Origin of the sequence: Candidatus Trichorickettsia mobilis (assembly GCF_963422225.1) — a bacterium.
GTDB lineage: Bacteria > Pseudomonadota > Alphaproteobacteria > Rickettsiales > Rickettsiaceae > Trichorickettsia > Trichorickettsia mobilis_B.
In genome coordinates this window covers 684747-710023 of record NZ_OY728607.1, presented here as the reverse complement: position 1 = coordinate 710023, position 25277 = coordinate 684747, and the positions used below count along the sequence as shown (strand labels likewise).

Below are 25277 nucleotides of genomic sequence, written 5' to 3'. Positions count from 1 at the left end.
ATCGTAAGGATAGGGTTTATTTTAGTAAAATCAAATATTTTGTTTTGTTATTTAATATCGAAATGTTTAGTATGGAAAGAATATTAACTTGTGAGACAGAATATTATTATCATTCTTACATAAATCTATGGCATTTATCAATCTGATACTTAGAAATCCATATATTCCATGTGTATTGAAGTAGTAAACAGTGTTTTTCAAAAGAAGCTGCTTGCTTTTGTTTGAAAAATTGATTATATTCAGCCGAAATTTTAACTTATTTTAGATGTGGGGAATTGAATGCCAACGAATAATCAGCTGGTCCGCTTTGGGCGGAAGTCAAAGATACGCAAAACAAAATCACCTGCATTAAGAGGCAATCCCTTTTTGAAAGGAGTGTGTGTTATAGTTAAGACAGTTACTCCAAAAAAGCCAAATTCTGCGTTGCGTAAGATGGCCAGAGTTCGTTTAAGTAATGGGCAGTATGTTAATGCTTACATTCCGGGTGAGGGGCATAATTTACAAGAGCACTCTGCGGTGTTAGTGCGTGGTGGTAGGGTGCCTGATCTACCAGGTGTGAAATATCATATAGTGCGTGGAACTTATGATACTCAAGGAGTGAAGGGGCGTAAACAAGGGCGTTCTAGATATGGAACTTCAGCGAAAGCAAAATAATATCAGTTTTTTAAATAATCATTAGAGAGAAATAAAATGTCGCGTCGTCATGCTGCAGAAAAAAGAGTGATCTTGCCAGATATGAAGTATAACAGTGTGTTGTTGGCTAGGTTCATAAATAATGTCATGCAAGAAGGAAAAAAAGCTTTAGCTGAAAAGATAGTATATGGAGCTTTAAATAGAATAGAAAAAAAACATCGTGCTGATCCTTTTGAAACATTTAATAATGCTATGCATAATGTTAAGCCTTATCTTGAGGTAACTTCAGTTAGGGTTGGTGGGGCAAATTATCAGGTTCCATCTCCAGTTGATGAAAGAAGAGGGTATGCTTTAGCTTGTCGTTGGATTATTGCGGCTAGCGTTAAACGTTCAGAAAAGGCGATGATTGACAAATTATCTGAAGAGCTGTTTGATGCGGCTAATAATCGTGGCGGAGCCATGAAGAAAAGAGAAGATACTCATAAGATGGCTGAGGCTAATAAAGCCTTCTCACATTTTAGCTCACGCAGAACCCAGAGGTAGTTAAATATGTCGACCAAAAAATTTGACTTATCGGATATTCGTAACATCGGTATTTGTGCTCACATTGATGCGGGTAAGACTACAACTACAGAGCGTATATTGTACTATACTGGCAAGTCTCATAAAATAGGCGAAGTACACGAAGGTGGAGCTACCATGGACTGGATGGAGCAGGAGCAAGAACGTGGAATCACCATTACTTCTGCTGCTACTACCTGTTTTTGGCGTGATCAAAGAATTAATATTATTGATACGCCTGGGCACGTGGATTTTACTATAGAAGTAGAGCGTTCGTTGCGAGTGCTTGATGGTGCGGTAGCAGTTTTTGATGGAGTGGCTGGAGTTGAGCCTCAGTCTGAAACGGTGTGGCGACAGGCTGATAAATATAAAGTACCAAGGATGTGCTTTGTAAATAAAATGGATAGAATGGGCGCCAATTTTTATAGATGCGTTGAGATGATGAAAGATCGTCTTGGTGCTAATCCGTTGGTTACTCAGTTACCAGTGGGGATAGAGGAAAATTTCAAAGGTGTCGTTGATTTAATTAAGATGAAAGCAATTATTTGGAAAGATGAAACTTTAGGTGCCGAATATTCGTATGAAGAGGTGCCGGATGATATGCTGAAGCAGGTTAAGGAATATAGAACTAATTTGCTTGATATGGCTGCAGAGCTTGATGATGTTTTGTTGGAAAAGTATTTGTCAGGTGTGGAGCTAACGGAAGAAGAGATAAAGGCTTGTATTAGGAAAGGAACTATTGCTGGTATTTTTGTACCGGTGTTATGTGGTAGTGCTTTTAAAAATAAAGGAGTACAGCCGTTGTTAGATGCAGTTATAGATTATTTACCATCACCAGTGGATATTGGTAAGGTTAAAGGAATTGATCTGAAATCTGGTGAAGAGCGGGATTTTGTGATTTCAGCATCAGGAAAATTCGCTGCTTTGGCGTTTAAAGTAATGACTGATCCTTTTGTGGGCTCGCTGACATTTGTTAGGATTTATTCTGGTCAAATTCAATCTGGTGCTACTGTAATGAATACTGTCAAAGAGCAGAAAGAGCGAGTTGGAAGAATGTTGTTAATGCATGCTAATGACAGAGAAGATGTTAAATTGGCTGTTGCTGGCGATATTGTAGCTCTAGCTGGGTTAAAATATACTACTACTGGTGAGACTTTGTGTGATGTTGATAATCAAATTATCTTGGAAAGGATGGAATTTCCAGAGCCGGTTATAGAGCTTGCTATTGAGCCAAAATCTACGCCTGATCAGGAAAAAATGTCTTTGGCTTTATCAAGGCTTGCGGCAGAAGACCCGTCTTTAAGAGTGACTAGTGATCAGGAAACCGGGCAAACAGTAATTAAAGGTATGGGAGAGTTGCATTTAGAAATTATTGTTGATCGGATGAGGCGTGAGTTTAAGGTAGAGGCTAACGTTGGGGCGCCGCAGGTAGCATATCGTGAAACGATAACTAAAGTCTATGAAATCGATTATACTCATAAAAAACAATCTGGTGGTGCTGGGCAATTTGCTAGAGTTAAAATAATATTCGAACCGCTAGAGCCTGGTTCAGGATTTGTGTTTGAGAGTAAAATAGTTGGTGGAGCTATTCCGAGGGAATTCATCCCAGGGGTTGAGAAAGGGCTAAAGAACATCAAAGATAGTGGTGTTATCGCTGGTTATCCAATGATAGATTTTAAAGCTACTTTAATTGATGGCGCTTTCCATGATGTTGATTCTAGTGTGCTAGCGTTTGAAATTGCTGCTAAAACGGCGTTTAGAGAAGGAATGCCAAAGGCGAGTCCTAAATTGTTGGAGCCGATAATGAAGGTTGAGGTAGTTACTCCTGATGAGTATATGGGGGATATTATTGGTGATTTGAACAGTCGTCGTGGGCAAATTCAAAATATGGAACCACGTGGTAATGCGCAGGTGATTACTGCCAATGTTCCTTTAGCTGAGATGTTTGGTTATGTGAATAGTTTGCGTTCTTTATCGCAAGGTCGTTCGCAATATAGTATGTTGTTTTCTCATTATGATCAAGTGCCGCAGTTGGTGGCAGATTCAATTAAGTCTAAAAAATAAACAAATATCTTTTCCTTTGTTTGTTAGATGGTATTAGTTGTAAAATTATGTTGATTAAATAATAAAAATATGATAGGAGTGTAGCTCAATTGGTAGAGCGCCGGTCTCCAAAACCGGAGGTTGCGGGTTCGATCCCTGTCGCTCCTGCCACTTAGCTTTATTTGGTGTATGTTAAAAGATAATAAGATTATAAAATTTTATGAGCAAGTTAAGCAAGAAGCTTATAAGGTTGTGTGGCCAAATAAAAAAGAATTAATTACTTCCACTTCTATAATAGTTGTTGCAGTATTGATTTGTAGTGTCATTTGTATGATATTAGATTATGGTATTCATGGTTTAGTGCGTATTTTGCTGAACATTGGAAAATAGTTGATTTTAGGAAGTTTAATTGTGGGAGAATGGTACATTATACATACTTTATCAGGCTCTGAAAAACGAGTAAAGCAAATGATTCTTGATCAGATTGCTAAAAATAGTATGTCCGAATTTTTTGAGGAAATAGTTGTACCAGTAATAGAAGTGTCTGAGATAAAGCGTGGTAAGCCTGTGAAGACAGAAAAGAAATTCATGCCAGGATACATTCTGATTAAGATGAAGATGACCGATCAGTCGTGGCATTTAGTGAAAAGCGTACCAAAAATTACTGGATTTTTAGGTGAAAAAAGTAAGCCATACCCACTTAGCGCAAAAGAAGTAAAGAATATTTTTGAGCAGTTAGAGTCGGAAAAGAAGGGGGTTACTTCAGCTAAACTATATGAAATAGGTGAGGTTGTGATAGTGACTGATGGGCCGTTTGACAGCTTTAATGGTGTTATAGATGATATAGATAATGAAAAATTACGGTTACGTGTATCTATTTCAATTTTTGGTAAAGCGACACCGATAGATTTGGCTTTTAATCAAGTGAAAAAGGTATAGCTTAAATAATTAGGTCTATGAAAATTAAGAATTACTGCGTATTATCAGAGGTCTGCGATGCTTATATATTTAGAGTATGCTACGTGACTCTGTGATTCCTAAATCTTCTTGATTTTGACCAATCAAACTCTAGTTTTTGTGTGAAGTATTAATTGTTAAATTTAAAAGGAAGAATGAATGGCAAAAAAAATTACAGCTTATATTAAGCTAACAGTGCTTGCTGGTAAGGCCAATCCTTCTCCGCCCATAGGGCCAGCTCTTGGTCAAAAAGGGCTTAATATAATGGAGTTTTGTAAAGCTTTTAATGCTGCTACGCAAGGAATGGATCCTGGAACTCCGGTGCCAGTTGTAATTACTGCATTTGAGGATAAAAGTTTTACTTTTATTACAAAAACTCCTCCTGCATCATATTATTTAAAGCAATTTGCAAAGATTGCAAAGGGTTCTGCTTCTACTAAAAAAGAGGCTGTGGTTGGTGTAGTAACTATGTCTCAAGTCGCAGAGATTGCAAAAATCAAGATGGTTGATCTTAATGCTAATGATTTGCAGGCAGCAGTTAAAATTATTTGTGGTACGGCAGACTCTATGGGCATTGAAGTGAAACAGGATTGATTATGAAAGCTAACGAAGACAAGAATAAAAAAGACACAGAAGGTAGAAAAGGGGCTAAAAAGTTACGTGCTGCCCGCAAACAAATAAATCAGCAAGTATTTTATGATTTAGAAAAAGCAGTAGAGGTTTTACGCAGCTGTTCTTATGTAAAATTTGATGAAACTTTAGAAATTGTCATGAAGTTGGGTGTAGATCCGCGTCATTCTGATCAAATGGTAAGGGGGGTTGTTGCTTTGCCAGCTGGAACTGGTAAAATTGTAAGAGTTGCGGTTATTTGTAGAGATGATAAAGTGGCAGATGCGCTTGCTGCTGGTGCTGATTCAGCTGGTTCTGTAGAGATTATCGATGAAATTAAAGCTGGTAAAATTAATTTTGATACATGTATAGCAACACCAGATATGATGGGAGTAGTTGGTGGGGTGGCAAAAATTTTGGGTCCTAAGGGGTTGATGCCTAATCCTAAACTAGGAACAGTAACCACTGATATTGTAACAGCCATTAAGAATGTAAAAAGTGGTCAGGTAGAATTTAGAGTTGAGAAAGCTGGGATAATTCATGCTGGGGTTGGAAAATTATCGTTTTTAGCTCAAGATTTGTTGAAAAATTTGCATGCAGTAATATCTGCTGTAATTAAAGCTAAGCCAACTGGTGCAAAGGGTACTTATTTAAAGGCTATGTATTTATCTTCAACTATGGGGCCTTCGATAAAAATAGATACAGCTACTATATCGCAAATAGTATAAAGGAGAATTTTGGTGTTAAGGTCAGAAAAACAGAAGTTTGTCTCAGAATTAGCAAAAGTATACCAGCAATCTGGGTCTCTAATAGTAACTCATTACCATGGTCTTACTGTTAAGCAGATTACGGTGTTGCGTAGATCTTTGAGAGAAAAAGGGGCTGGATTTAAGATAGTAAAAAATACGCTATCGAAGATAGCTGCTAATAATGCTGGAATAAAACAAATATCTGAGCTATTTTGTGGTCCTACAGCTATAGCCTATTCAGAAGACCCAATTATTGCAGCTAAGACGATTGTTGAATTTGCAAAGTTAAATGAACAGCTGAAGATTATTGGTGGTATAGTAGATAATCAGCTGTTAAATATTGATGAAGTAAAGCTAATAGCTAAGCTGCCATCGTTAGACGAATTAAGGGGTAGAATTATTGGTGTATTGCAAGCCCCCGCAACAAGAATTGCTACTGTATTGCAAGCCCCGGCTACAGGACTTGCGAGAGTGTTGCAAGCATTTGCAGATAAATAAATATTAATCAATTAGAATTTTAGAGGTAAATTTATGACAAATTTAACAAAAATTGTAGATGAGCTATCATCATTAACAGTAATGCAAGCTGCAGAGCTCTCAAAGCTGTTGGAAGAAAAATGGGGAGTATCAGCAGCAGCTCCAGTTGCTGCCGCAAGTGCCCCAGTAGCTGCTGCGGTAGTAGAAGAAAAAACAGAATTTGATGTTATTTTAGTAAGTTTTGGTGATAAAAAAATTGAAATTATTAAAGAAGTGCGTGCGCTTACTGGCTTAGGTTTGAAAGAAGCTAAAGATTTAGTGGAAGGAGCGCCGCAGCCATTAAAGCAAGGTATCAACAAGAGTGACGCAGAAGCAATTAAAGTAAAGCTTGAAGCTGCTGGTGCTAAAGTTGAAATAAAATAGTTGGCTAGTAAAAACCACTTGAGTTAAGTGTAGCAAATTTGTGTGGAATGTCTGGAGTATTCAATAAATTATATCAAGCTGTTATTTCGTACTTTGGGGTCTGAGCAGCGCAGCGGTACTTCAGTAAAAATCTACATGGATTCTTATTTAAGTTTTAGAATTACATTGTTGGTAAATAATGGATCTCTCTCACAAACTAAATCATGGGAGAGGATTTGAAGGAGATACGGAACTCGATCCCGCAGCACGCTTTAGGTTTGTTGCGGATTCTGGTGCCGCACCAGAATTCAAATCATCCGCAAGAACGTAGAGTTTGTGAGAGAGGTCTAATATAATTTGGTTGAGCTATTTTCTGAGTTTAGAGTTTGCTCATGAATTATCTGCGCCGCGCAAGCGTAGCTCTATAAGTTCAATTCAAGTGGTTCTTGCTATACTACTTTATATCTATAGGTTTATATATCCTTAATTTATAGACTTATAAAATTCTTCTTTGAGATGCAATTTTATAAATCTATAAATCATCAATCTTAGTAATGTTCGTCGTTCTATATTTATTACTATGAGTTATTTTATAATTTTACAGTAATAATAGTTCTACGTCGTATTTAAGATATAATTAAATTTTACTCTGGAGATTATATGGCGCAATCCTTGTCGATTGATAAGCGTATAAGAAAAAATTTCGGTCAAATAAATCTAGTAGCTTCAATACCGAATCTTATTGAAGTGCAAAAGAACTCTTATCAAAAAAACTTTTTACAGCTTGGAATTAAAGATGGTGAGCGTGAAAACAAAGGGCTGCAAGCTGTTTTAAATTCTATTTTTCCGATTCATGATTCAGCTAACACAGCTAATTTAGAGTTTGTGAAATATGAACTAGATAATCCTAAATATGACGTAGAAGAGTGCCATCAACGAGGTTTGAGCTATGCTGCGCCGTTAAAAGTGACTTTACGTCTTAGTGTTTGGGAGATCGAAGAAAGTACTGGTGCTAGAGAGATTAAAGGTATTAAAGAACAAGAAGTGTACATGGGTGATATTCCATTAATGACTCAAAATGGAACATTCGTAATTAATGGCACAGAAAGAGTGGTGGTTTCTCAAATGCATCGCTCTCCAGGTGTGTTCTTTTATCATGATGAAGGCAAAGTTCATTCTTCTGGAAAATTTTTATATTCAGCAAGAATAATACCATATAGAGGTTCTTGGTTGGATTTTGAATTTGATGCAAAAGATATCTTGTATTTTCGTATAGATAGAAAAAGAAAATTGTACGTTACAACGTTGCTTCGTGCCATTGGAATGTCGGCTAATGAAATCATAAAATTTTATTATGATACAATGACCTATCATGCTTCTCTGAACGGTTGGTCAACAAAATTTTTACCGGAATTAGTAACTGCGCATCGATTAAATAATGATTTAGTAGATGCGGATACCGGGGTGGTAGTGCTTGAAGCTGGGCAAAAAATAACTCCGAGACTTGCCAAGAAATTTGCTAAAGATGGAGTAAAGAATATCCTTGTAGAAAAAGAATTCTTACTTGAAAAATGTTTGGCTGATGATTTGGTAGATCCACAAAGTGGAGAGGTGTTAGCAGATATTGGTGAAGTGGTTACAGCAGATATGTTGCAAGCCATTGACAAGTTACAGATTAAATCTCTGGCTGTGCTTGCGATTGGTTCACAATCAGGTTCTTATATTCGAAATACCTTGTTTGCAGATAAGAATCAAGATCAACTTTCGGCGCTTATAGATATATTTAGAGTTCTAAGACCGGGAGAGCCGGCTACTTTTGATGCAGGACTTGCCTTATTCAACAGCTTGTTTTTTAATGCTGAGCGCTATGACTTATCTGAAGTAGGGCGTATCAAGATGAATGCCAGATTAGGACTTGATGAACCATCTAGTACTACAACTGTAACTACAGATGATATAAAGCATATTCTTAAAGTTCTAGTTGCACTCAAGGATGGTAAAGGACAAATCGATGATATTGACCATTTAGGTAATAGAAGAGTAAGATCAGTTGGTGAATTGATTGAAAATCAGTTTAGAATTGGTTTGGTAAGGATGGAAAAATCAATTCTGGAAAGAATTTCTGCAGTTGATATCGATGCGGTAATGCCTCATGATTTAGTGAACTCAAAAGTGCTAGTATCCGTAATAAAAGAATTTTTTAGTACTTCGCAATTATCCCAATTTATGGATCAAACTAATCCATTATCCGAAATTACGCATAAACGTAGGTTATCAGCATTAGGGCCGGGTGGATTGAGTCGTGATCGAGCTGGTTTTGAGGTGCGAGATGTACACCCTACTCACTATGGCAGAATATGTCCGATTGAAACTCCTGAAGGGCAAAATATTGGTTTAATTAATTCGATGGCTACGTACGCCAGAGTTAATAAATATGGTTTTATCGAGAGTCCTTATCGTAAAGTAGTGGAGGGTAGAGTTACCACGGAAGTTCAATATTTATCAGCAATTGAAGAAGGTAAATATAAAATTGCGCAAGCAAATGCTGCTGTTGATAAGGATGGTAATTTGCTGGATGAAGCCATTAATTGTCGTACCGATGGCGGTAATTTTGTAATGATATCCCCTGCTGAAGTTGATTTTATTGATGTGACGCCGATGCAAGTAGTATCAGTGGCAGCTTCATTAATTCCTTTTTTAGAAAATGATGATGCTAACAGAGCTCTTATGGGTTCAAATATGCAACGTCAAGCAGTGCCATTAATTAAAAGTGATGCACCATTGGTTGGTACTGGTATTGAAGGAGTGGTAGCTAGAGACTCTGGAGCATCAATTGTTGCTGTAAATGATGGTATAGTAGAACAAGTGGATTCGACAAGAATTGTTGTCAGAACTACTGAGCAAAAGAAAGATGGCTCTCCTGGGGTGGATATATATAATTTGCTTAAATTTCAAAAATCTAACCATAATACTTGTATTAACCAAAAGCCGTTAATAAAGGTTGGAGATTATGTTAGCAAAGGCGAAGTAATTGCTGATGGTCCAAGTACGGATTGTGGAGAAATTGCTTTAGGTAGAAATGTGTTAGTAGCCTTCATACCTTGGAGTGGTTATAATTTTGAAGATTCCATATTAATCTCTGAGCGTATAGTTAAAGATGATGTTTATACTTCGATTCATATTGAAGAATTTGAAGTAGTAGCTAGAGATACCAGATTAGGGCCAGAAGAGATTACCAGAGATATTCCAAATGTCAGTGATGAAAACTTACGTCATCTTGATGAAGTTGGAATAGTGTATGTTGGTGCTGAGGTAAAACCTGGTGATATTCTGGTTGGTAAAGTGACGCCGAAAAGTGAGTCACCAATGACTCCCGAAGAAAAATTGTTAAGAGCAATTTTTGGAGAAAAAGCTGCTGATGTTAGAGATTCGTCATTGCATGTACCTCCTGGGGTTACTGGTACTGTGGTGGAAGTTAGAGTGTTTTCTCGTCGTGGAGTAGAAAAAGATGAGCGTGCCTTGGCAATTGAAAAACAGCAAATTGAAAAATTAGCTAAGGATAGAGATGACGAGCTTGAAATTATTGAGCATTTTGTATTTATGCGTCTTGAAGCTATTTTAATAGGTCAAACTGCAGTTAGTGGTCCTAAAACAATTAAGAGTGCTACTGTCATTACTGAAAAAACGTTTGAAAGTTTGTCTCGTGGACAATTTTGGCAGTTTATTGTTGAAGACTCAGGCGTTATGAACGAAATAGAGCAGATCAAGCGTCATTATGATGAAAAGAAAGACATGCTTAATAAGCGTTTTACTAGTAAGGTGGAAAAAGTTCAAAGCGGAGATGATTTACCTCAAGGGGCTTTGAAGATTGTAAAAGTGTTCATTGCTACCAAGCATAAATTACAGCCAGGAGATAAAATGGCTGGTCGACATGGAAATAAAGGGGTGATTTCGCGGATCATGCCTGAGGAAGATATGCCGTTTTTAGAAGATGGTACAGTTATTGATATAGTGTTAAATCCACTTGGTTTGCCGTCTCGTATGAATGTAGGGCAGATTCTAGAAACTCATTTGGGTTGGGCAGCGGTCAATTTAGGTAAACAGATCGGAAATGTATGCGATCAATATTGTAGTAATCAAATCAATATTGATGAAATTAAATCTTTTGTTACGACAATTTTCAATTCTGAATTATTGGTAAATAAAATTCAGCAAATGTCAAAAGAAGAAATAATAGATTTTTGTGATGCAAATAAAAAAGGAGTTTATTTTGCTACTCCAGTATTTGATGGTGCAAAAGTGGAAGATGTAAAAGCAATGCTTGAGTTGGCAAAACAAGATGTTTCTGGTCAGACCAGGCTAATAGATGGGCGTACAGGGGAGTATTTTGATCGTAATATTACGGTTGGCTATAAATATTTATTAAAGCTACATCACTTGGTTGACGATAAAATACATGCTCGTTCTATAGGTCCTTATAGTTTGGTGACACAACAACCTTTGGGTGGTAAATCTCATTTTGGTGGTCAGCGTTTTGGTGAAATGGAATGTTGGGCGCTGCAAGCTTATGGTGCGGCTTATACTTTGCAGGAAATGCTAACTGTCAAATCAGATGATGTTGCTGGTAGAATAAAGATTTATGAATCTACTGTTAGAGGGGATAATAATTTTGAGTCGGGAATCCCTGAGTCCTTTAATGTGATGATAAAAGAGTTTCGTTCTTTATGTTTGAATGTACAGCTAGAGGATAGCACCACAACCTGATATACTCGGTGAATTTCAAGAATTGGCGTTGTCGTGTTTTGAAGATCTGCGCTGCTCACGTACTAAAGTACGCTGCGCTGCTGGACTTCAACACTCCTAGCTCTTCTTGAAATTGACCTTCGTCTATCCATGTGACATGTTCACGATGATGTCATTTAGGTTCAAATCAAGGATGAACTCTCTAGTGCACACTAGAAAAATAGTCATCCCGAGCGCAAACAACAGTCATCCCGAAACAAGTTCGGGATGACTGTTTGTGTTCGTGATGAGCAGTATGTTCGAAATGATCGGTTAAGATGAGCAGTATGTTCGAGAATTTCGTCAAGATATCAAGAATTTGTATTAAGAGTTAAGTTGAGGAAAATATTTATGGCAGGAATAGTTAATTTTTATGGACAATTGAGTAACACTCAACAATTTGATCGAATAAAAATTAATATTGCAAGTCCTGAACAGGTACTTGCCTGGTCTTTTGGAGAGGTAACCAAACCTGAAACAATAAATTACCGTACATTTAAACCAGAAAAAGATGGTTTGTTTTGTGCAAGAATTTTTGGCCCAGTAAAGGATTACGAATGTCTTTGCGGTAAATATAAAAGAATGAAATATCGTGGAGTTACTTGTGAGAAATGTGGAGTAGAGGTCACGAGCGCAAGAGTAAGACGCGAAAGAATGGGGCATGTTGAATTGGCAGCGCCAGTGGCTCATATTTGGTTTTTAAAATCACTGCCGTCAAGAATAAGTATTTTATTAGATATGGCAATGAAAGATCTAGAGAAGATCCTTTATTTTGAAAGCTATATTGTCATGGATCCTAGATTATCTGGATTACAAAAAGGCGAATTATTATCAGAAGATGGTTTGCAGCGCGCTCAAGATGAGTATGGAGAGGATAATTTTGTAGCGTCAATAGGTGCTGAAGTAGTACAGCAGATGCTATCAGAGCTTGATTTACCTGAGTTACGTAAGTCATTACAGTTAGAGCTTGCAGAAACTAACTCTGAAGTAAAACGTAAAAAATTAGTAAAGCGTCTTAAGCTTGTTGAAGATTTTGTCGATTCTGGTAATAAGCCAGAATGGATGATTATGAATATCCTACCGGTAATTCCACCAGAAATCAGGCCGCTAGTAATGCTTGATGGTGGAAGGTTTGCCACTTCTGATCTCAATGAATTATATCGGCGGGTAATTAATAGAAATAATCGTTTAAGACGATTATTAGAGCTTAAAGCTCCTGATATTATTGTAAGAAATGAAAAACGGATGTTGCAGGAAGCAGTCGATGCTTTGTTTGATAATGGTAGACGTGGTAAAGTAGTAAAGAATACTAACAAACGTCCTTTTAAGTCATTGAGTGATATGCTAAAAGGAAAACAAGGACGTTTCCGTCAAAACCTACTTGGCAAAAGGGTAGATTATTCTGGACGTTCTGTAATTGTAGTTGGACCAGAGTTAAAATTACATCAGTGCGGCCTACCAAAAAAGATGGCATTAGAATTATTTAAGCCGTTTATTTATGCCAAACTTGAGTTATATGGTATTGCGGCAACGATTAAAGCAGCCAAAAAAATGGTTGAGACAGAGAAGCCGGAAGTTTGGGATGTGCTGGAAGAAGTAATTAGAGAACATCCTGTGATGTTAAATCGTGCTCCGACATTACACCGCCTTGGTATTCAAGCATTTGAACCTCTACTCATCGAAGGTAAGGCAATTCAATTACACCCGTTAGTGTGCGCAGCATTCAATGCTGACTTTGATGGCGATCAAATGGCAGTACATATTCCGCTATCTGTTGAAGCGCAGTTGGAAGCCAGGGTGTTAATGATGTCAACTAATAATATCCTAAGTCCGGCAAACGGACGGCCGATTATTGTCCCTGATAAAGACATAGTACTTGGGCTTTATTATTTAAGCTTAGCTTTGGATGGTGAACCTGGAGAAGGAATGGTCTTTGCTGAGATGTCAGAAATTGAACATGCGTTGTATCATAAGGCCATTACTATTCATACTAAAATTAAATTTCGTTGTAATGTGACAAATATTGAGGGAGTGGTCGTTAAAGCAATAACTGATACTACGGCAGGTCGTCTAATTATTGGCGAATTATTGCCACAAAATCAGCATATTAGTTTTCAATTAATAAATAAGCCAATGACCAAAAAAGATATCTCAGGGGTTATTGATGCTGTTTATCGTCATTGTGGTCAGAAGGCTACAGTAATTCTTGCTGATCATTTGATGCAGCTTGGATTTAAATATGCTTGTTCTTCTGGCATATCATTCGGTATGGATGATATGGTAATACCAAAATCCAAATGGGCTCATATTGACACTACAGGGAATGAGGTAAAAGAGTTTGAACAGCAATATTCTGATGGTTTGATTACTTATGGTGAGAAGTATAATAAGGTAATTGATGCATGGTCAAGATGTACTGACAAAGTAGCGAATGATATGATGAAAGAAGTGGCAATGCCTTCAACTTCAGATCGTTATACTACAAGTCAGCAAAGATTAAACTCAATTTATATGATGGCCACCTCTGGTGCAAGAGGGTCAGCTGCACAAATTAAACAGCTGGCTGGAATGCGTGGATTAATGGCTAAACCTTCAGGAGAAATTATTGAAACTCCTATTATTTCAAATTTCCGTGAGGGATTAACAGTATTGGAATATTTTAATTCAACTCATGGTGCTCGTAAAGGACTTGCAGATACAGCTTTAAAAACAGCAAATTCTGGTTATCTTACTAGAAGATTGGTTGATGTTGCTCAAGATTGTATTATTACTGAGATGGATTGTGGTACCAATGATGGGCTAGAAGTTGGAGCTATCATTGATGGTGGAGAAGTTATAGTGTCGCTGTCAGAACAAGTTTTGGGTCGAACTACTGCTATTGATGTTTATCACACAATGACTAATGAGTTATTAATCAATGCTGGAGCATTGATTGATGAAGCCAAATTAGAGCAAATAGAAGCTGCCGGGCTTGATTCTATCAAAGTAAGATCAGTGTTAACCTGTCGTTTGGGCGAAGGTATGTGTGCTAAATGTTATGGTAGAGATCTGGCTAGTGGTACATTAGTAGCAGTAGGTGAGGCAATAGGAGTAATTGCAGCGCAATCTATCGGTGAACCTGGTACACAGTTAACAATGAGAACTTTCCATATTGGTGGAGCAGCAACTAAAGGAGCAGAGGTTTCTGCAATAGAGGCCTCATATGAGGCGAAGGTAAAGATTCTAGGCCGTAATGTGGTAATGAATTCAGATGGTCGTCAGATTGTCATGAGTCGTTCTTGTGAGATATTATTGATTGATGCTAAAGGACAGGAAAAATCTCGACATAAAGTACCATATGGAGCCAGATTATTAATTGATGAAGGACATACTGTGCTCAAAGGGCAAAAAATAGTAGAATGGGATCCTTATACTATACCAATTATTACAGAAAAAGCTGGTAGAATAGCGTTTAAAGATATGGTAGATGGTATTTCAGTTCGTGATATTGTTGATGAAGCTACAGGTATTGCTAGTAAAATTGTTGTTGAGTCCAAACAATATTCACGAGGAGCAGAACTACGTCCAAGGATACAATTGTTAGATGAATCTGGGCAGGTGATATTGTTGTCTAATGGTTTGGAAGCACGATATTACTTGCCGGTAAATGCCGTATTGAGTGTTGAAGATGGGTCAATGGTTTCAGCGGGAGATATTTTGTCTCGTATTCCAAGAGAATCAACTAAAACTAAAGATATTACTGGTGGCTTACCGCGAGTTGCTGAATTAGTGGAAGCTCGTCGACCAAAAGATCATGCTATTATTGCAGAAGTTGATGGTAGAGTGGAGTTTGGTAAAGATTATAAATCAAAACGACGCATAGTACTGCATCCTACAGATGGATCTCAACCTCTTGAGTATATGTTGCCAAAAGGTAAGCATGTGGTAGTTAGTGAGGGAGATTTTGTCAAAAAAGGTGATATGCTCATTGATGGTAATCCGGTGTTACAGGATATTTTGAAAGTAATGGGAGTAGAAGCTGTGGCGCGTTATATGGTTGAAGAGATTCAAGCCGTTTATCGCCTGCAGGGAGTAAAAATTGATGATAAGCATATAGAAGTTATTATTCGCCAAATGTTACAAAAAATAGAAGTTACTAATGTTGGCGATACTACTTTATTAGTCGGTGAGAAGATTGATCGTCGTGAATTTGCTGAAATGAATGCAAAATTGATTGAAAATAATTTGCAACCTGCACAAGGACATTTAATATTACAAGGTATTACTAAAGCTTCGCTACAAACGAGATCATTTATTTCTGCCGCTTCATTCCAAGAAACCACCAGAGTCCTTACTGAGGCAGCGATTGCCGGTAAAGTAGATGAATTAAGAGGGTTAAAAGAGAATGTAATCGTAGGTAGACTAGTTCCAGCAGGAACAGGTTTTTACATGAATAAAATGCGTAAGATAGCAGCAGCTCGTGATCTGGAACTAAATAAGGCAGCGGCGCCAGATAATTATTCATAAGATGATACGATAATCCATAATAACAGAGTTCTTGCAATATAAAATATTGTAAGAACTCTGTTGACTTAACCAAATATTTATTCATAATGCTGCTTGATGGTCGTGCAGTTGCATGAAATGTGGTTTAGATAAACTATTTTTTATGAGGAAAGTCCGGACTCCATAGAGACATGATGCTGGATAACGCCCAGCGGGGATATTAATCTCTAGGGAAAGTGCCACAGAAAATATACCGCCAAAATATATATTTTGGTAAGGGTGAAAAGGTGTGGTAAGAGCACACCGGTCGCTTGGTAACAAGTTACGCATGGTAAACCCCATCAGGAGCAAGATCAAATAGGTGTGATTAGAACTTAGTTCCTAAATGTCCCTGTTTAGAGGTCACACGGGTAGATCGCTTGAGGTAAATGGTAACATTTATCCTAGACAAATAACTGCAAAGGGTTACACCTTACAAAATCCGGCTTATAGACCATCAATCATTAATTATAATTTGTGCCAGAACTTCCAGAAATAGAGACCATAAAAACTGGTCTTGCATTATGTATCATCAATAAAATCATTATAAATTACGAAAAAAAATGTAAGGCCTTACGGCAAGTATTGTCCGATAATTTTGATATAGTATTAAATGCTAGAATATTAAGTATAATGAGTCGTGCAAAATATTTACTTATTAATCTTGATAATAGTTTTACTATAGTGGTTCACCTTGGCATGAGCGGTAGTTTTACCATACAGCAGGTGAATTATTCTTCACAAAAGCATGATCATGTGATTTTTTATCTTGATAATCAACAACAGTTGGTTTTTAACGACCCTAGGCGGTTCGGGATGATTTATCTATTACCGCAAGAAAAATTATTAGATCAACAAATATTTAAAGCTTTAGGGCTAGAGCCTTTAACAGAGCAATTTAACGCAGAATATTTGGCTAGTAAGTTAGCAAAAAGGCATAAAATAATCAAAAATGTAATAATGGATAATAATGTTGTCGTAGGAGTGGGTAATATTTATGCTTCTGAGAGTTTATTCATGGCAAAAATACATCCTTTAAGGCCTGCTTATAGTCTTAGCCAAACAGAGATTATAAATTTAGTGCTTGCTATTAAGAATGTATTAATCAGCTCTATAGCGGCAGGTGGTACTACTTTAAAAGATTTCATTAATGCTAATAGTAAACCGGGATATTTTCAACAAGAATTATTAATATATAACAGAGCAGGGAAGTCATGCTTCATTTGTAGCAATATAATAAGAAAAATAATTTTAGCTGGAAGAGGTAGTTATTATTGTGAATATTGTCAGGCAATATGAGAGTAATATGAAAATTGCAACATGGAATATAAACTCAGTAAGGCAGCGCATATCTCTATTGCAGGACTTTCTTGTAAAAGAAAATCCTGATATTTTGTTTTTGCAAGAACTTAAATGCGAAACAGAGCAATGGGCTCTTACAGAATTAGAAACACCATATAACTATTATATACATGGTCAAAAATCATATAATGGAGTAGCCATTTTATCTAAATTTAAAGCTAATGAAGTAGTTACAAATTTTCCAGCCAATCCGTGCTTTGAGCAATCCAGATTTATTGAAATTACTTGTAACACTGATATTGGTTTTTGTCGTTTTATTTCATTATATGCTCCAAATGGTGGTGAAGTTGACAGCGACAAATTTAAAACTAAACTCCAATTCTATGATGCACTAATTAATTATTTAGAAAATATACGTGCATATGATGAATCTTTAATTATTGGTGGTGATTTCAATATTGCACCATTTGACATTGATATATATTCATCGCTAGAGTTAAGTAATACTACCTGCTGCACAGTGGAAGAGAAATACAAAATGCGTTCGATATTAAATATGGGGTTTTATGATTTATATCGTTTGGCTAACCCTAATACTCAAGAGTTTTCATGGTGGGATTATCGGGCAGGGGCATTTGAGCAAAATAAAGGAATGCGTATTGATATGTTAATTGCATCAGGTCGAGCAGCCGGTCATTTTCAGAATAGTTATATTGACTATGACATGCGAGCGCAACATAAGCCTTCTGATCATGCTCCGGTAATAGCTTGGTAAGAAGAGTACATGTTTGAGTGCTAATTTCCCGGACAAACTTTATGTATGCTGCTGATCTGCGCTCCGTGTGCTTCTAGCACTTGTTCTTTTGGTGCGAGTTTGTGAGAGAGGTCTACGTTAATTTGATTCTTTCCTGGCATAAACGATAAATATAATTATTAAGCTTATAGCTAAAATAAACCAAGTAAGCGCATATTCCAGATGGTCATTTTTAATTTTAGTAAGATTATCAGCAAGGATAGGTTTGACAAAATCTGGTAAATCATCTGGTTCTAGTTGTAGTAAATAAAATTCAGGCAATTCTAATTTTAAAAATTGTGCTATCTGAGTTAAGTCCAGAATAAACCAGATGTTGTTTTTTAAATCGTTACCAGGAATAAAAAACTGTTTTTGTTCACCAGCAAGTATTATTCCACTTATCTGTTCCGGTGATGACGAAAGACCCATGGATATCTCAGACTTATACATTGATTTGAACCAACCTCTAGCAACTAAAATAAGTTGGTTATTATTTGTCTGAAATGGCGATAGTAGATAATAACCATCTTGTCCATGTTGACTAGCTATACGTCGATAAAGATGGATATCATGGTTAGTCAGAAATTTACCATGAAGATTAATTTTGGAATATATGTTTGCTTGACTCATCAATTGGATATCAAGCGGTTGATTATTTAAGTTATGACCGATATTCTTAAGCAGCAAATTTTTGTCTTGTAACCGCTGAAGTTGCCAAAACCCTAATAATAACAAGATGCTCACTGTTATTATGGTAAATAACAAAGGTAATAATTTTATAGATCTTTGTAATTTCATTTAATTTTTATATTAGTCAGATATTGATTTTATTGCATCCTAGTTTATCTATTTTGTTAATACAATAAATTTATGACTAAACTACGGATAGAAGTATAGCTAGAGTCAGTTAGAGCCTGTCAGATCAGTAGATATAAGAAGTAATTTTGTTGTCAAAACTCGTCTCCTTTCCGAAACAAACAAAAAGACTGCTTGCCGGTACTCGACTTCGTTTTTCCTAAAACTTCCTCTCTTATATCTACTGATCTGACAAGCTCTTAGATAGTGACAGTTAAATTTGGGGGTGAGTAAACGCAGCAATATTTTAATTTGTTTCGCACAACGAATCCTAACAAATTTGACTGTTAGCATCTAATTGACTGACGCTATATCTATATGATTAATGGTTGTAAATTGTAGATAGTTTTTGTACAAAACTAAGATTGAATTATAGTAGTAATTATGATAAATTTCATGGGAGTGTATACCGCAAAACTTTAAGATGATTTTGTCGTTGAGGTTAGCTGTGTTCTTCAATAATTTTAAAACTCATATTACATATTGGATAATTAATGTGGTGATTTATAGATATTGGTTTACTATCGTTATTTATACTGCCTTATTAGCAATAATACCCATGAAAACCATAGCTTTTAGTGGAGATATTATTGTAGTTTTAAATGAGGGTAAGATTGGAGATCAGAACCAACTATACGGTATAGCTGATGCAGTTATTGCCAAATTACCAAAACAATCAATACAGTATATACATAGCACTCAAATAATGTCTTTAAAACACATTCTTGATGGTGAATGCAAACAAAATAACAACACTATTTTGTTAACTTCTGGTTTAGAAGGAGCTAATATAATTAATAATATTTACCGTCAATCATGTCCTAATATATTCATAGTTAATACTACTCACTTGATATTTGATGAGCACAATCAAATATTGGGTAAAGCCAATTTAATAGCTTTACCGACATCTAGTATCGACTCAAATTTTTTGCAAGCAGCAGAACGAAAAGGTAGTAAAATTATCCAGACCATAGGAGTGGCTCATAATTCAACTCCAACAATTTTAGAGCAGCATTATAAAAAATATCAAAAAGATTTTAGTTGGTTAGCAAAAAAACCTAAAATAGCGATGATAATTTTGGGTGGTGATGCGCCGGCAAAAGATAATAAAATAGCAATATATACTGTTGCTGAAGCTAAAAAAACAGCCAAATATATTGGGAATTTTTGTAAAAATGGACAATATTCTTTAATGATCTTTAATGGTGCAAGAACTGGACTATATGATCCTCAAACTTTTAAAAAACGTGAATGGGTTCATCAGGGTAAACAAATAGATCCAGTTACCAATGCTTTTATCGAAGAGTTAGCAAAATACATGGATAAATCAGCATTTAAATTATATGATTTTAATCATAAAGTTGGTGGTTTTTATAAAGCAGGATTATGGGTAATAAAAAATGCAAAAGATGGTAAATGTTTTTTACCTGGAGAGTCAACGTCAATGATTTCAGAAGCGATTGATAATTTGGATGGCCGTACTGTTATTATCCAAAATAACGCCATGAATAAAACTCATAAAAAACATATAATGTCTGAAGCCGCTACGGGTAATACAATAATATTAGACCAAAATTTTCAAGAAATTAAAATGCCTATAACTTCTCATCAATATTCAAGAAAATCTGCGGCTACAGAAATAGCAGAGGCAATATTGAATTTTGCAAATTAAAAATTAAATAGAAAATTATGAGTGTAAGTTTTAAAGCCCCAGAAAATATTGTGTTAAAGCCTATTATTACGGTTTTTGGTATTGGTGGGGCTGGTGGTAATGCGGTAAATAACATGATTGCAGCAAATTTACAAGGCGCAAATTTTGTGGTAGCAAATACTGATGCGCAATCATTAGAACATTCCTTGTGTGATAATCGAATTCAGCTAGGAGCTACAATCACTAAAGGATTAGGAGCTGGAGCAGCTCCAGAGGTAGGAGCTTTAGCTGCTGAAGAGTCAGTAAATGAAATCATGGGTTACTTGGAAGGAAGTAACATGGTATTTATTACTGCGGGGATGGGTGGCGGCACTGGCACTGGGGCGTCTCCAGTAATCGCTCGCATTGCCAAGGAACTAGGGATACTTACAGTGGGAGTTGTGACCAAACCCTTCCATTTTGAGGGAGCTCATCGAATGAAAACTGCCGATAAGGGTTTGAATGATTTACAACAATTTGTTGATACTTTAATTGTCATTCCTAACCAAAACTTGTTTCGTATTGCCAACGAACGCACCACTTTTGCTGACGCATTTAAGATGGCTGATGATGTATTACACGCAGGAGTCAGAGGTGTTACTGATTTAATGATTATGCCGGGATTAATCAATCTTGATTTTGCTGATATACGTACGATTATGAGTGAAATGGGTAAGGCTATGATGGGGACAGGAGAAGCTTCAGGAGAAGATAGAGCAGTACGTGCTGCCGAAGCTGCTATATCAAACCCACTGCTTGATCATACTTCAATGCGAGGAGCGAGAGGGGTATTGATTAATATCACTGGTGGTAGTGATATGACTTTATTTGAAGTTGATAATGCTGCTAATCGAATAAGAGAAGAAGTAGGTGGTGATAGTGAAGCTAATATCATCTTTGGTTCGACGTTTAATCCAGAACTTAATGGTATTATCAGAGTATCAGTAGTAGCAACAGGGATTGACGCTGAGAATCATGTAGCCCATATCAAACCAACATATGCATCAACTAAAGCTTCCTCGGTAGGAGAAACTATATTACCTACAGCTACAGTAGCAACAACACCAACTACATCCGCTCCCACAATTTATGAAGAAGAAGTACCGCAATTTGGAAATTATACTATGACAGACAGCACAAATATTGCGCAACCTGCTGTTGAACCTTCAATTAATACCACAAATACAGCTTTTAGAACAACAGAGATGCCTGGCTCTGCTGGATCATCACAAAATCATAGTAATCCTCGTAATTCATTGCTGAGCAAAATGTGGAATTCTTTGAAGTCTAATGACAAAATTAGAACTGCAGATGATATTGATTATTATAAAGATCAAGTTTCACCATCAACTGGCTCAACTTCTAACAACATTCATGAAATCCCAGCTTTCTTAAGAAAACAGCAGAAGTAGCTGTTCTTAAAAATCAAAAGCTTGTAGCTCTTATCTATTATAACTTCTTTTGTTAAGAGCGTGTCCGAAAAGGTAGAGAGGTTTGGATATTTACCTAATTCCGGAAACAAAAATTTATGATATAGTACCTCAAAAATGAAGAGGCTAAAATTACATCAAACAAAATTTACCCTTCGGACTTAACGAATGAGCAATGAGGCATTATTGAGGGCGCTGTTGCATGAATCGGATTTTGAGGTAAAGTCGAGTTTTGAATAAACAAACAAGCTGTAGAAATAGTAAGGTAAAAGAGTTAATAAAATGACCATTTTTTAGATCACTGTCCGGAAAACTAATACAAGATCACAAGATCAGTAAGCTGCTACATGTCGTGTTTGAAGTAATTAAGAATAATAATCAATTTAATCCACATTTAGTACTTGATTCTTAAGACAGTATCAAAGCCTACTTCTACAACTGAGTTCCACGCTGAACTAATTAGAGTTTTCTACGTTCGAACCTATTAAATATACGTCGACATCTTTTTCGTCGGCTGATAATAGACTTACCGCTTCCGCCTCGTACGGCTCATCATTATAATGCGTTAAAGTGACGTCAAACGCGCTTTCTTTTTGTATTTTTTTATTATAATATTCTTTTTGCTTAACAAAACCTAGAGCGTCCAGATCCTGTTCGATCCGATTTAAGGCCTTTGTCGGCTGCGTTTTATATTTTTCGACTATCTTGTCAAAAGACCCTTCTTTTTTTTCAAGCAAGTGAAAAGCTTGCGATTTTACATATTTTTGGCTTTTCTTTTCAAATAATAGATTAAATAATTTTTCAAAAAGTTCCACCGAATCTTTTCCAGTCGTGCGTAATATAAGAATAAATTTCTTGATATCTACTTTATTTTTTTCGAAAGCTTGAAGAATAGGAGAAGGCTTAAGTTTAGTTTGTTCGTCTTTAGAAAACAATAAATCGGCTAGGTTTTCTAGGTTATAGGCTGCCTTGTCCATACTCTTGTTTAAAAGCGATAAGACAGTTTTAAACCCGCCGGGAACAAATTTCTTATATGCGGAATTAATTTCGGATTCTTTGTACGTATCTACGTCTTTTTCAAACAATACTTGAAAAACCGAGACGAAGACTTGCGTAGCCCGTGACCCCACGGTATTGATTAAGGAGGAGAAAAATTTAAAGTCGAAATTCGATTTTAAAAGAAAAGTCAAGATCGGCAATCCTTTGTCCGTTTGCAAAAAAAGCAAAAAATCGATATTTTTATTTCCGCGAACCAAATTAGATATAGAAGAAAATTCTATTTTTGGCGATAGTTCTTTTCCTAATTTATCTTGTAAATCGGCGAACTGCTTCTTCAAATCTTCTGCGGTAAAAGAATATTTGACCATTGACTCCGTTTCGTCAAACATAACGTCTTTTTCGTCATTTTCTTTTTTAAAGCCCTTTTCTTTTAGAAACAAGCAAAATTTATCTTTCCAACCGCCTTTGTAAGTATCTCTTATTTGCAAAAATCTTATATTTTGCGATTTAAAAAATTTTAATTCTTCCGATTCTTTATAAACCGAATCTTCTTTATAGAAAAATAACTCGATCGTTTCTTCAAAAGCCAAGATTTTTCCACCGCTTATAAAAGTGGCCAAGCCGTTCAAATCTAAAGTTCTAAGAGCCGTAAGTAAAGGCGATACTTCGTAGTCCTCCGCTTCGTTCTTTGAAAAAACTAATTTGACGAAACGTGACATTTCTTCGATAGCGTTCTTGTAGCAACCTTTTAGCAATATTCCAAGTAAACCTATCCCTTCCGGAAAAATTGACTTAAAAGCGTCAAGAATTTTCAATCCTTGGTCAGTTTTAAATAAAAATTTAAAAAATTTGGCAAATTCTAAATAACAATTATTGTACGGAGCACGAAAGATGCGGGAAAATAAAGTGCAATATTGTTTAGAATCTAAAACAAACTTTAACATTTCAAATCCTTCTTCTCCACTAAAGAAAATTAAAAAATTTTGTTGAACCGACTCTCTTGAAGATAAACTCTTACAAAATTTAAGAGCCCTCGGCTCTTTAGCGTTCAACTCTTTTTTTAATTCTTTTAACTCTTCCAAAGTATAATTTCTGGAAACGATATTTTCATTTTGAAGCTTCAAATCTAAATGATTTTCTGATATTTCGTCTTTTGAAAAAGACGAAGATTCTTCTTCCATTTCCTCTGCTTCTTCTGTTGTTATAAAAGATTTTTCTTTTGTATCGCTTGGAGGGATAAAGCCCTTTTGACTTAAAAGACCTTTAAATCTCTCTAATGTTTCCGTGCATTTTTTGCTTTTAATTACTCCAGATATCTCGTTAAAATCACAGCCTTGATCTTCCAAAAATCTGAATTCTTTAGATTTCGAATATTTTGTTTCGGCTACCTTAATAAAAAAACGATCAAAATATTCTTTAAAGTCGTTTATCCCCCCAACTCCTAAGGTACGAATAAACAAAGCTAGATCTATGTTATTTTGCGTGAAGGCTTCAAACATATGCGTGTATTTTTTATCTTGACCCAAAGATAAGTAGTGAAGGGCGTATATTTCTTGCACAGCTTCGGTTCCGCGACGATAAAATAAGTTTGAAAATTCATATAAAACGTCAACGTTAAACTTTTCTAATAAATCTTTGAAAATTTTTGAAGGCACATATCCAGATTCATCTTTAACGTATAAAACCTCGGATACTTCTTTAAATACTTTAAGCGTTCTTGAAATGTTGGTAAAAAAAGTAAAATCTAGTTCGGATTTTAATATAGCCTTTAATAAGGACAAACCGTTTTCGCCGCAAAAAAAATCTAAAACCTTTAGAATAGATTGTGGGCGTGTTCCTAGATTGGAGATAGAGGAATATGTTAAGTTTTCGCCAATTTTCTCTAATTTGTGTTTTAAGTCCTCGAATTTGCTTTTGAGACTTTCGCGTGAAAGCGGATCGGATTTATTTGAACCTATGAGTACAAGGGGCTCATTTGATTGTTTTTCGATAATCTCCTTATCGGAAGGCTCCTCCGGCTCGTATAACCCTTCTTCAGAAAATTCTTTTTTATTTTTCGTTGTGTCGATCTTAAGTTTTTTTCTTCCCTTCTCTAATTCTTTAAACTCTTGCCTTTTGTTTACACTCTTTAACTTACCGGACGTTTCTTTGATAATTTTTTTGTCCGAAGATTTCTTTGTCTTATATGATGCCTCTTCGAAAAATTGGCTATCTTCATTAAGATCGTTTTTTTTGATCTGGTTCTTTTCGGTGACTTCTTCTACGTCTGATAAGAATAGTTCTTCTAGATTTTTGCTTTTTCGAGGATGTGGTTCACGATTTATTTGTTTACCTAAAGATTGTATTTTTAGCTTCATAAAATTCCATTTAAAATTAGCTATTTTTTATCAAAGATTTCATTTAAGGTCAAGAAAATTTTATATATTTGCTTTAATTATTAAATATAATTAATTATCTTAATTAAAATA

Annotated in this window: 16 protein-coding genes, 1 tRNA gene, 1 other RNA gene and 1 pseudogene; 17 read left to right on the top strand and 2 right to left on the bottom strand. The window is 35.9% G+C overall.

Annotated elements, in window-relative coordinates:
• Positions 1 to 279 precede the first annotated feature (279 nt).
• The 15 genes from rpsL to xth all read left to right on the top strand — a co-directional run bounded on the left by rpsL (position 280) and on the right by xth (position 17814).
• Complete coding sequence (rpsL, locus tag R2I74_RS03290) at positions 280 to 654, top strand: 30S ribosomal protein S12 (RefSeq protein ID WP_316353957.1); 375 nt, start codon at positions 280 to 282, stop codon at positions 652 to 654.
• 36 nt (positions 655 to 690) lie between these two features.
• A complete protein-coding gene (gene rpsG / locus R2I74_RS03285; protein ID WP_316353956.1) occupies positions 691 to 1176 on the top strand; it encodes a 30S ribosomal protein S7 in 486 nt (161 codons plus the stop codon).
• Between the two features lie 6 nt (positions 1177 to 1182).
• Positions 1183 to 3258 carry an elongation factor G gene (fusA, locus tag R2I74_RS03280; RefSeq protein ID WP_316353954.1) on the top strand — a complete coding sequence of 692 codons (2076 nt, stop codon included), beginning with the start codon at positions 1183 to 1185 and terminating at the stop codon, positions 3256 to 3258.
• Positions 3259 to 3332: 74 nt separating this feature from the next.
• Positions 3333 to 3408, top strand: a tRNA-Trp gene (locus R2I74_RS03275).
• Between the two features lie 18 nt (positions 3409 to 3426).
• Positions 3427 to 3627, top strand: coding sequence for a preprotein translocase subunit SecE (secE, locus tag R2I74_RS03270; RefSeq protein WP_316353953.1), 201 nt, complete (start codon positions 3427 to 3429; stop codon positions 3625 to 3627).
• A gap of 21 nt (positions 3628 to 3648) precedes the next feature.
• The gene (nusG, locus tag R2I74_RS03265; RefSeq protein WP_316353952.1) at positions 3649 to 4176 is read left to right on the top strand and encodes a transcription termination/antitermination protein NusG; all 528 of its coding nucleotides are present in this window, start codon (positions 3649 to 3651) and stop codon (positions 4174 to 4176) included.
• 177 nt (positions 4177 to 4353) lie between these two features.
• Positions 4354 to 4788 (top strand): 50S ribosomal protein L11, encoded by a 435-nt coding sequence (rplK, locus tag R2I74_RS03260; RefSeq protein WP_316353951.1) that lies wholly within the window; start codon positions 4354 to 4356, stop codon positions 4786 to 4788.
• A gap of 2 nt (positions 4789 to 4790) precedes the next feature.
• Positions 4791 to 5531, top strand: coding sequence for a 50S ribosomal protein L1 (rplA, locus tag R2I74_RS03255; protein WP_316353949.1), 741 nt, complete (start codon positions 4791 to 4793; stop codon positions 5529 to 5531).
• Positions 5532 to 5543: 12 nt separating this feature from the next.
• Positions 5544 to 6050, top strand: coding sequence for a 50S ribosomal protein L10 (rplJ, locus tag R2I74_RS03250; protein WP_316355265.1), 507 nt, complete (start codon positions 5544 to 5546; stop codon positions 6048 to 6050).
• Positions 6051 to 6083: 33 nt separating this feature from the next.
• Positions 6084 to 6452 (top strand): 50S ribosomal protein L7/L12, encoded by a 369-nt coding sequence (gene rplL, locus R2I74_RS03245; RefSeq protein WP_316353948.1) that lies wholly within the window; start codon positions 6084 to 6086, stop codon positions 6450 to 6452.
• Between the two features lie 639 nt (positions 6453 to 7091).
• Positions 7092 to 11195, top strand: coding sequence for a DNA-directed RNA polymerase subunit beta (gene rpoB / locus R2I74_RS03240; RefSeq protein ID WP_316353946.1), 4104 nt, complete (start codon positions 7092 to 7094; stop codon positions 11193 to 11195).
• Positions 11196 to 11564: 369 nt separating this feature from the next.
• On the top strand, positions 11565 to 15719 hold the full coding sequence (gene rpoC / locus R2I74_RS03235) for a DNA-directed RNA polymerase subunit beta' (protein ID WP_316353945.1): 4155 nt from the start codon (positions 11565 to 11567) through the stop codon (positions 15717 to 15719).
• A gap of 92 nt (positions 15720 to 15811) precedes the next feature.
• Positions 15812 to 16203: RNase P RNA component class A (gene rnpB / locus R2I74_RS03230), an RNA gene on the top strand.
• Between the two features lie 11 nt (positions 16204 to 16214).
• Positions 16215 to 17036 carry a bifunctional DNA-formamidopyrimidine glycosylase/DNA-(apurinic or apyrimidinic site) lyase gene (gene mutM, locus R2I74_RS03225; protein WP_316353944.1) on the top strand — a complete coding sequence of 274 codons (822 nt, stop codon included), beginning with the start codon at positions 16215 to 16217 and terminating at the stop codon, positions 17034 to 17036.
• A 7-nt stretch (positions 17037 to 17043) separates the two neighbouring features.
• Complete coding sequence (gene xth / locus R2I74_RS03220) at positions 17044 to 17814, top strand: exodeoxyribonuclease III (protein ID WP_316353943.1); 771 nt, start codon at positions 17044 to 17046, stop codon at positions 17812 to 17814.
• A 117-nt stretch (positions 17815 to 17931) separates the two neighbouring features.
• On the opposite strand, the gene R2I74_RS03215 is transcribed toward xth, so the two are convergent.
• Positions 17932 to 18630, bottom strand: coding sequence for an SURF1 family protein (locus tag R2I74_RS03215; RefSeq protein ID WP_316353941.1), 699 nt, complete (start codon positions 18628 to 18630; stop codon positions 17932 to 17934).
• A gap of 553 nt (positions 18631 to 19183) precedes the next feature.
• On the opposite strand from R2I74_RS03215, the gene R2I74_RS03210 reads away from it, so the two are divergent.
• Both R2I74_RS03210 and ftsZ read left to right on the top strand, forming a co-directional pair.
• Complete coding sequence (locus R2I74_RS03210) at positions 19184 to 20362, top strand: hypothetical protein (RefSeq protein WP_316353940.1); 1179 nt, start codon at positions 19184 to 19186, stop codon at positions 20360 to 20362.
• A 17-nt stretch (positions 20363 to 20379) separates the two neighbouring features.
• Positions 20380 to 21496, top strand: a pseudogene (ftsZ, locus tag R2I74_RS03205) (cell division protein FtsZ); the annotation flags it as partial.
• Positions 21497 to 22265: 769 nt separating this feature from the next.
• On the opposite strand, the gene R2I74_RS03200 reads toward ftsZ, so the two are convergent.
• On the bottom strand, positions 22266 to 25166 hold the full coding sequence (locus R2I74_RS03200; protein WP_316353938.1) for a hypothetical protein: 2901 nt from the start codon (positions 25164 to 25166) through the stop codon (positions 22266 to 22268).
• Between the last annotated feature and the right edge of the window lie 111 nt (positions 25167 to 25277).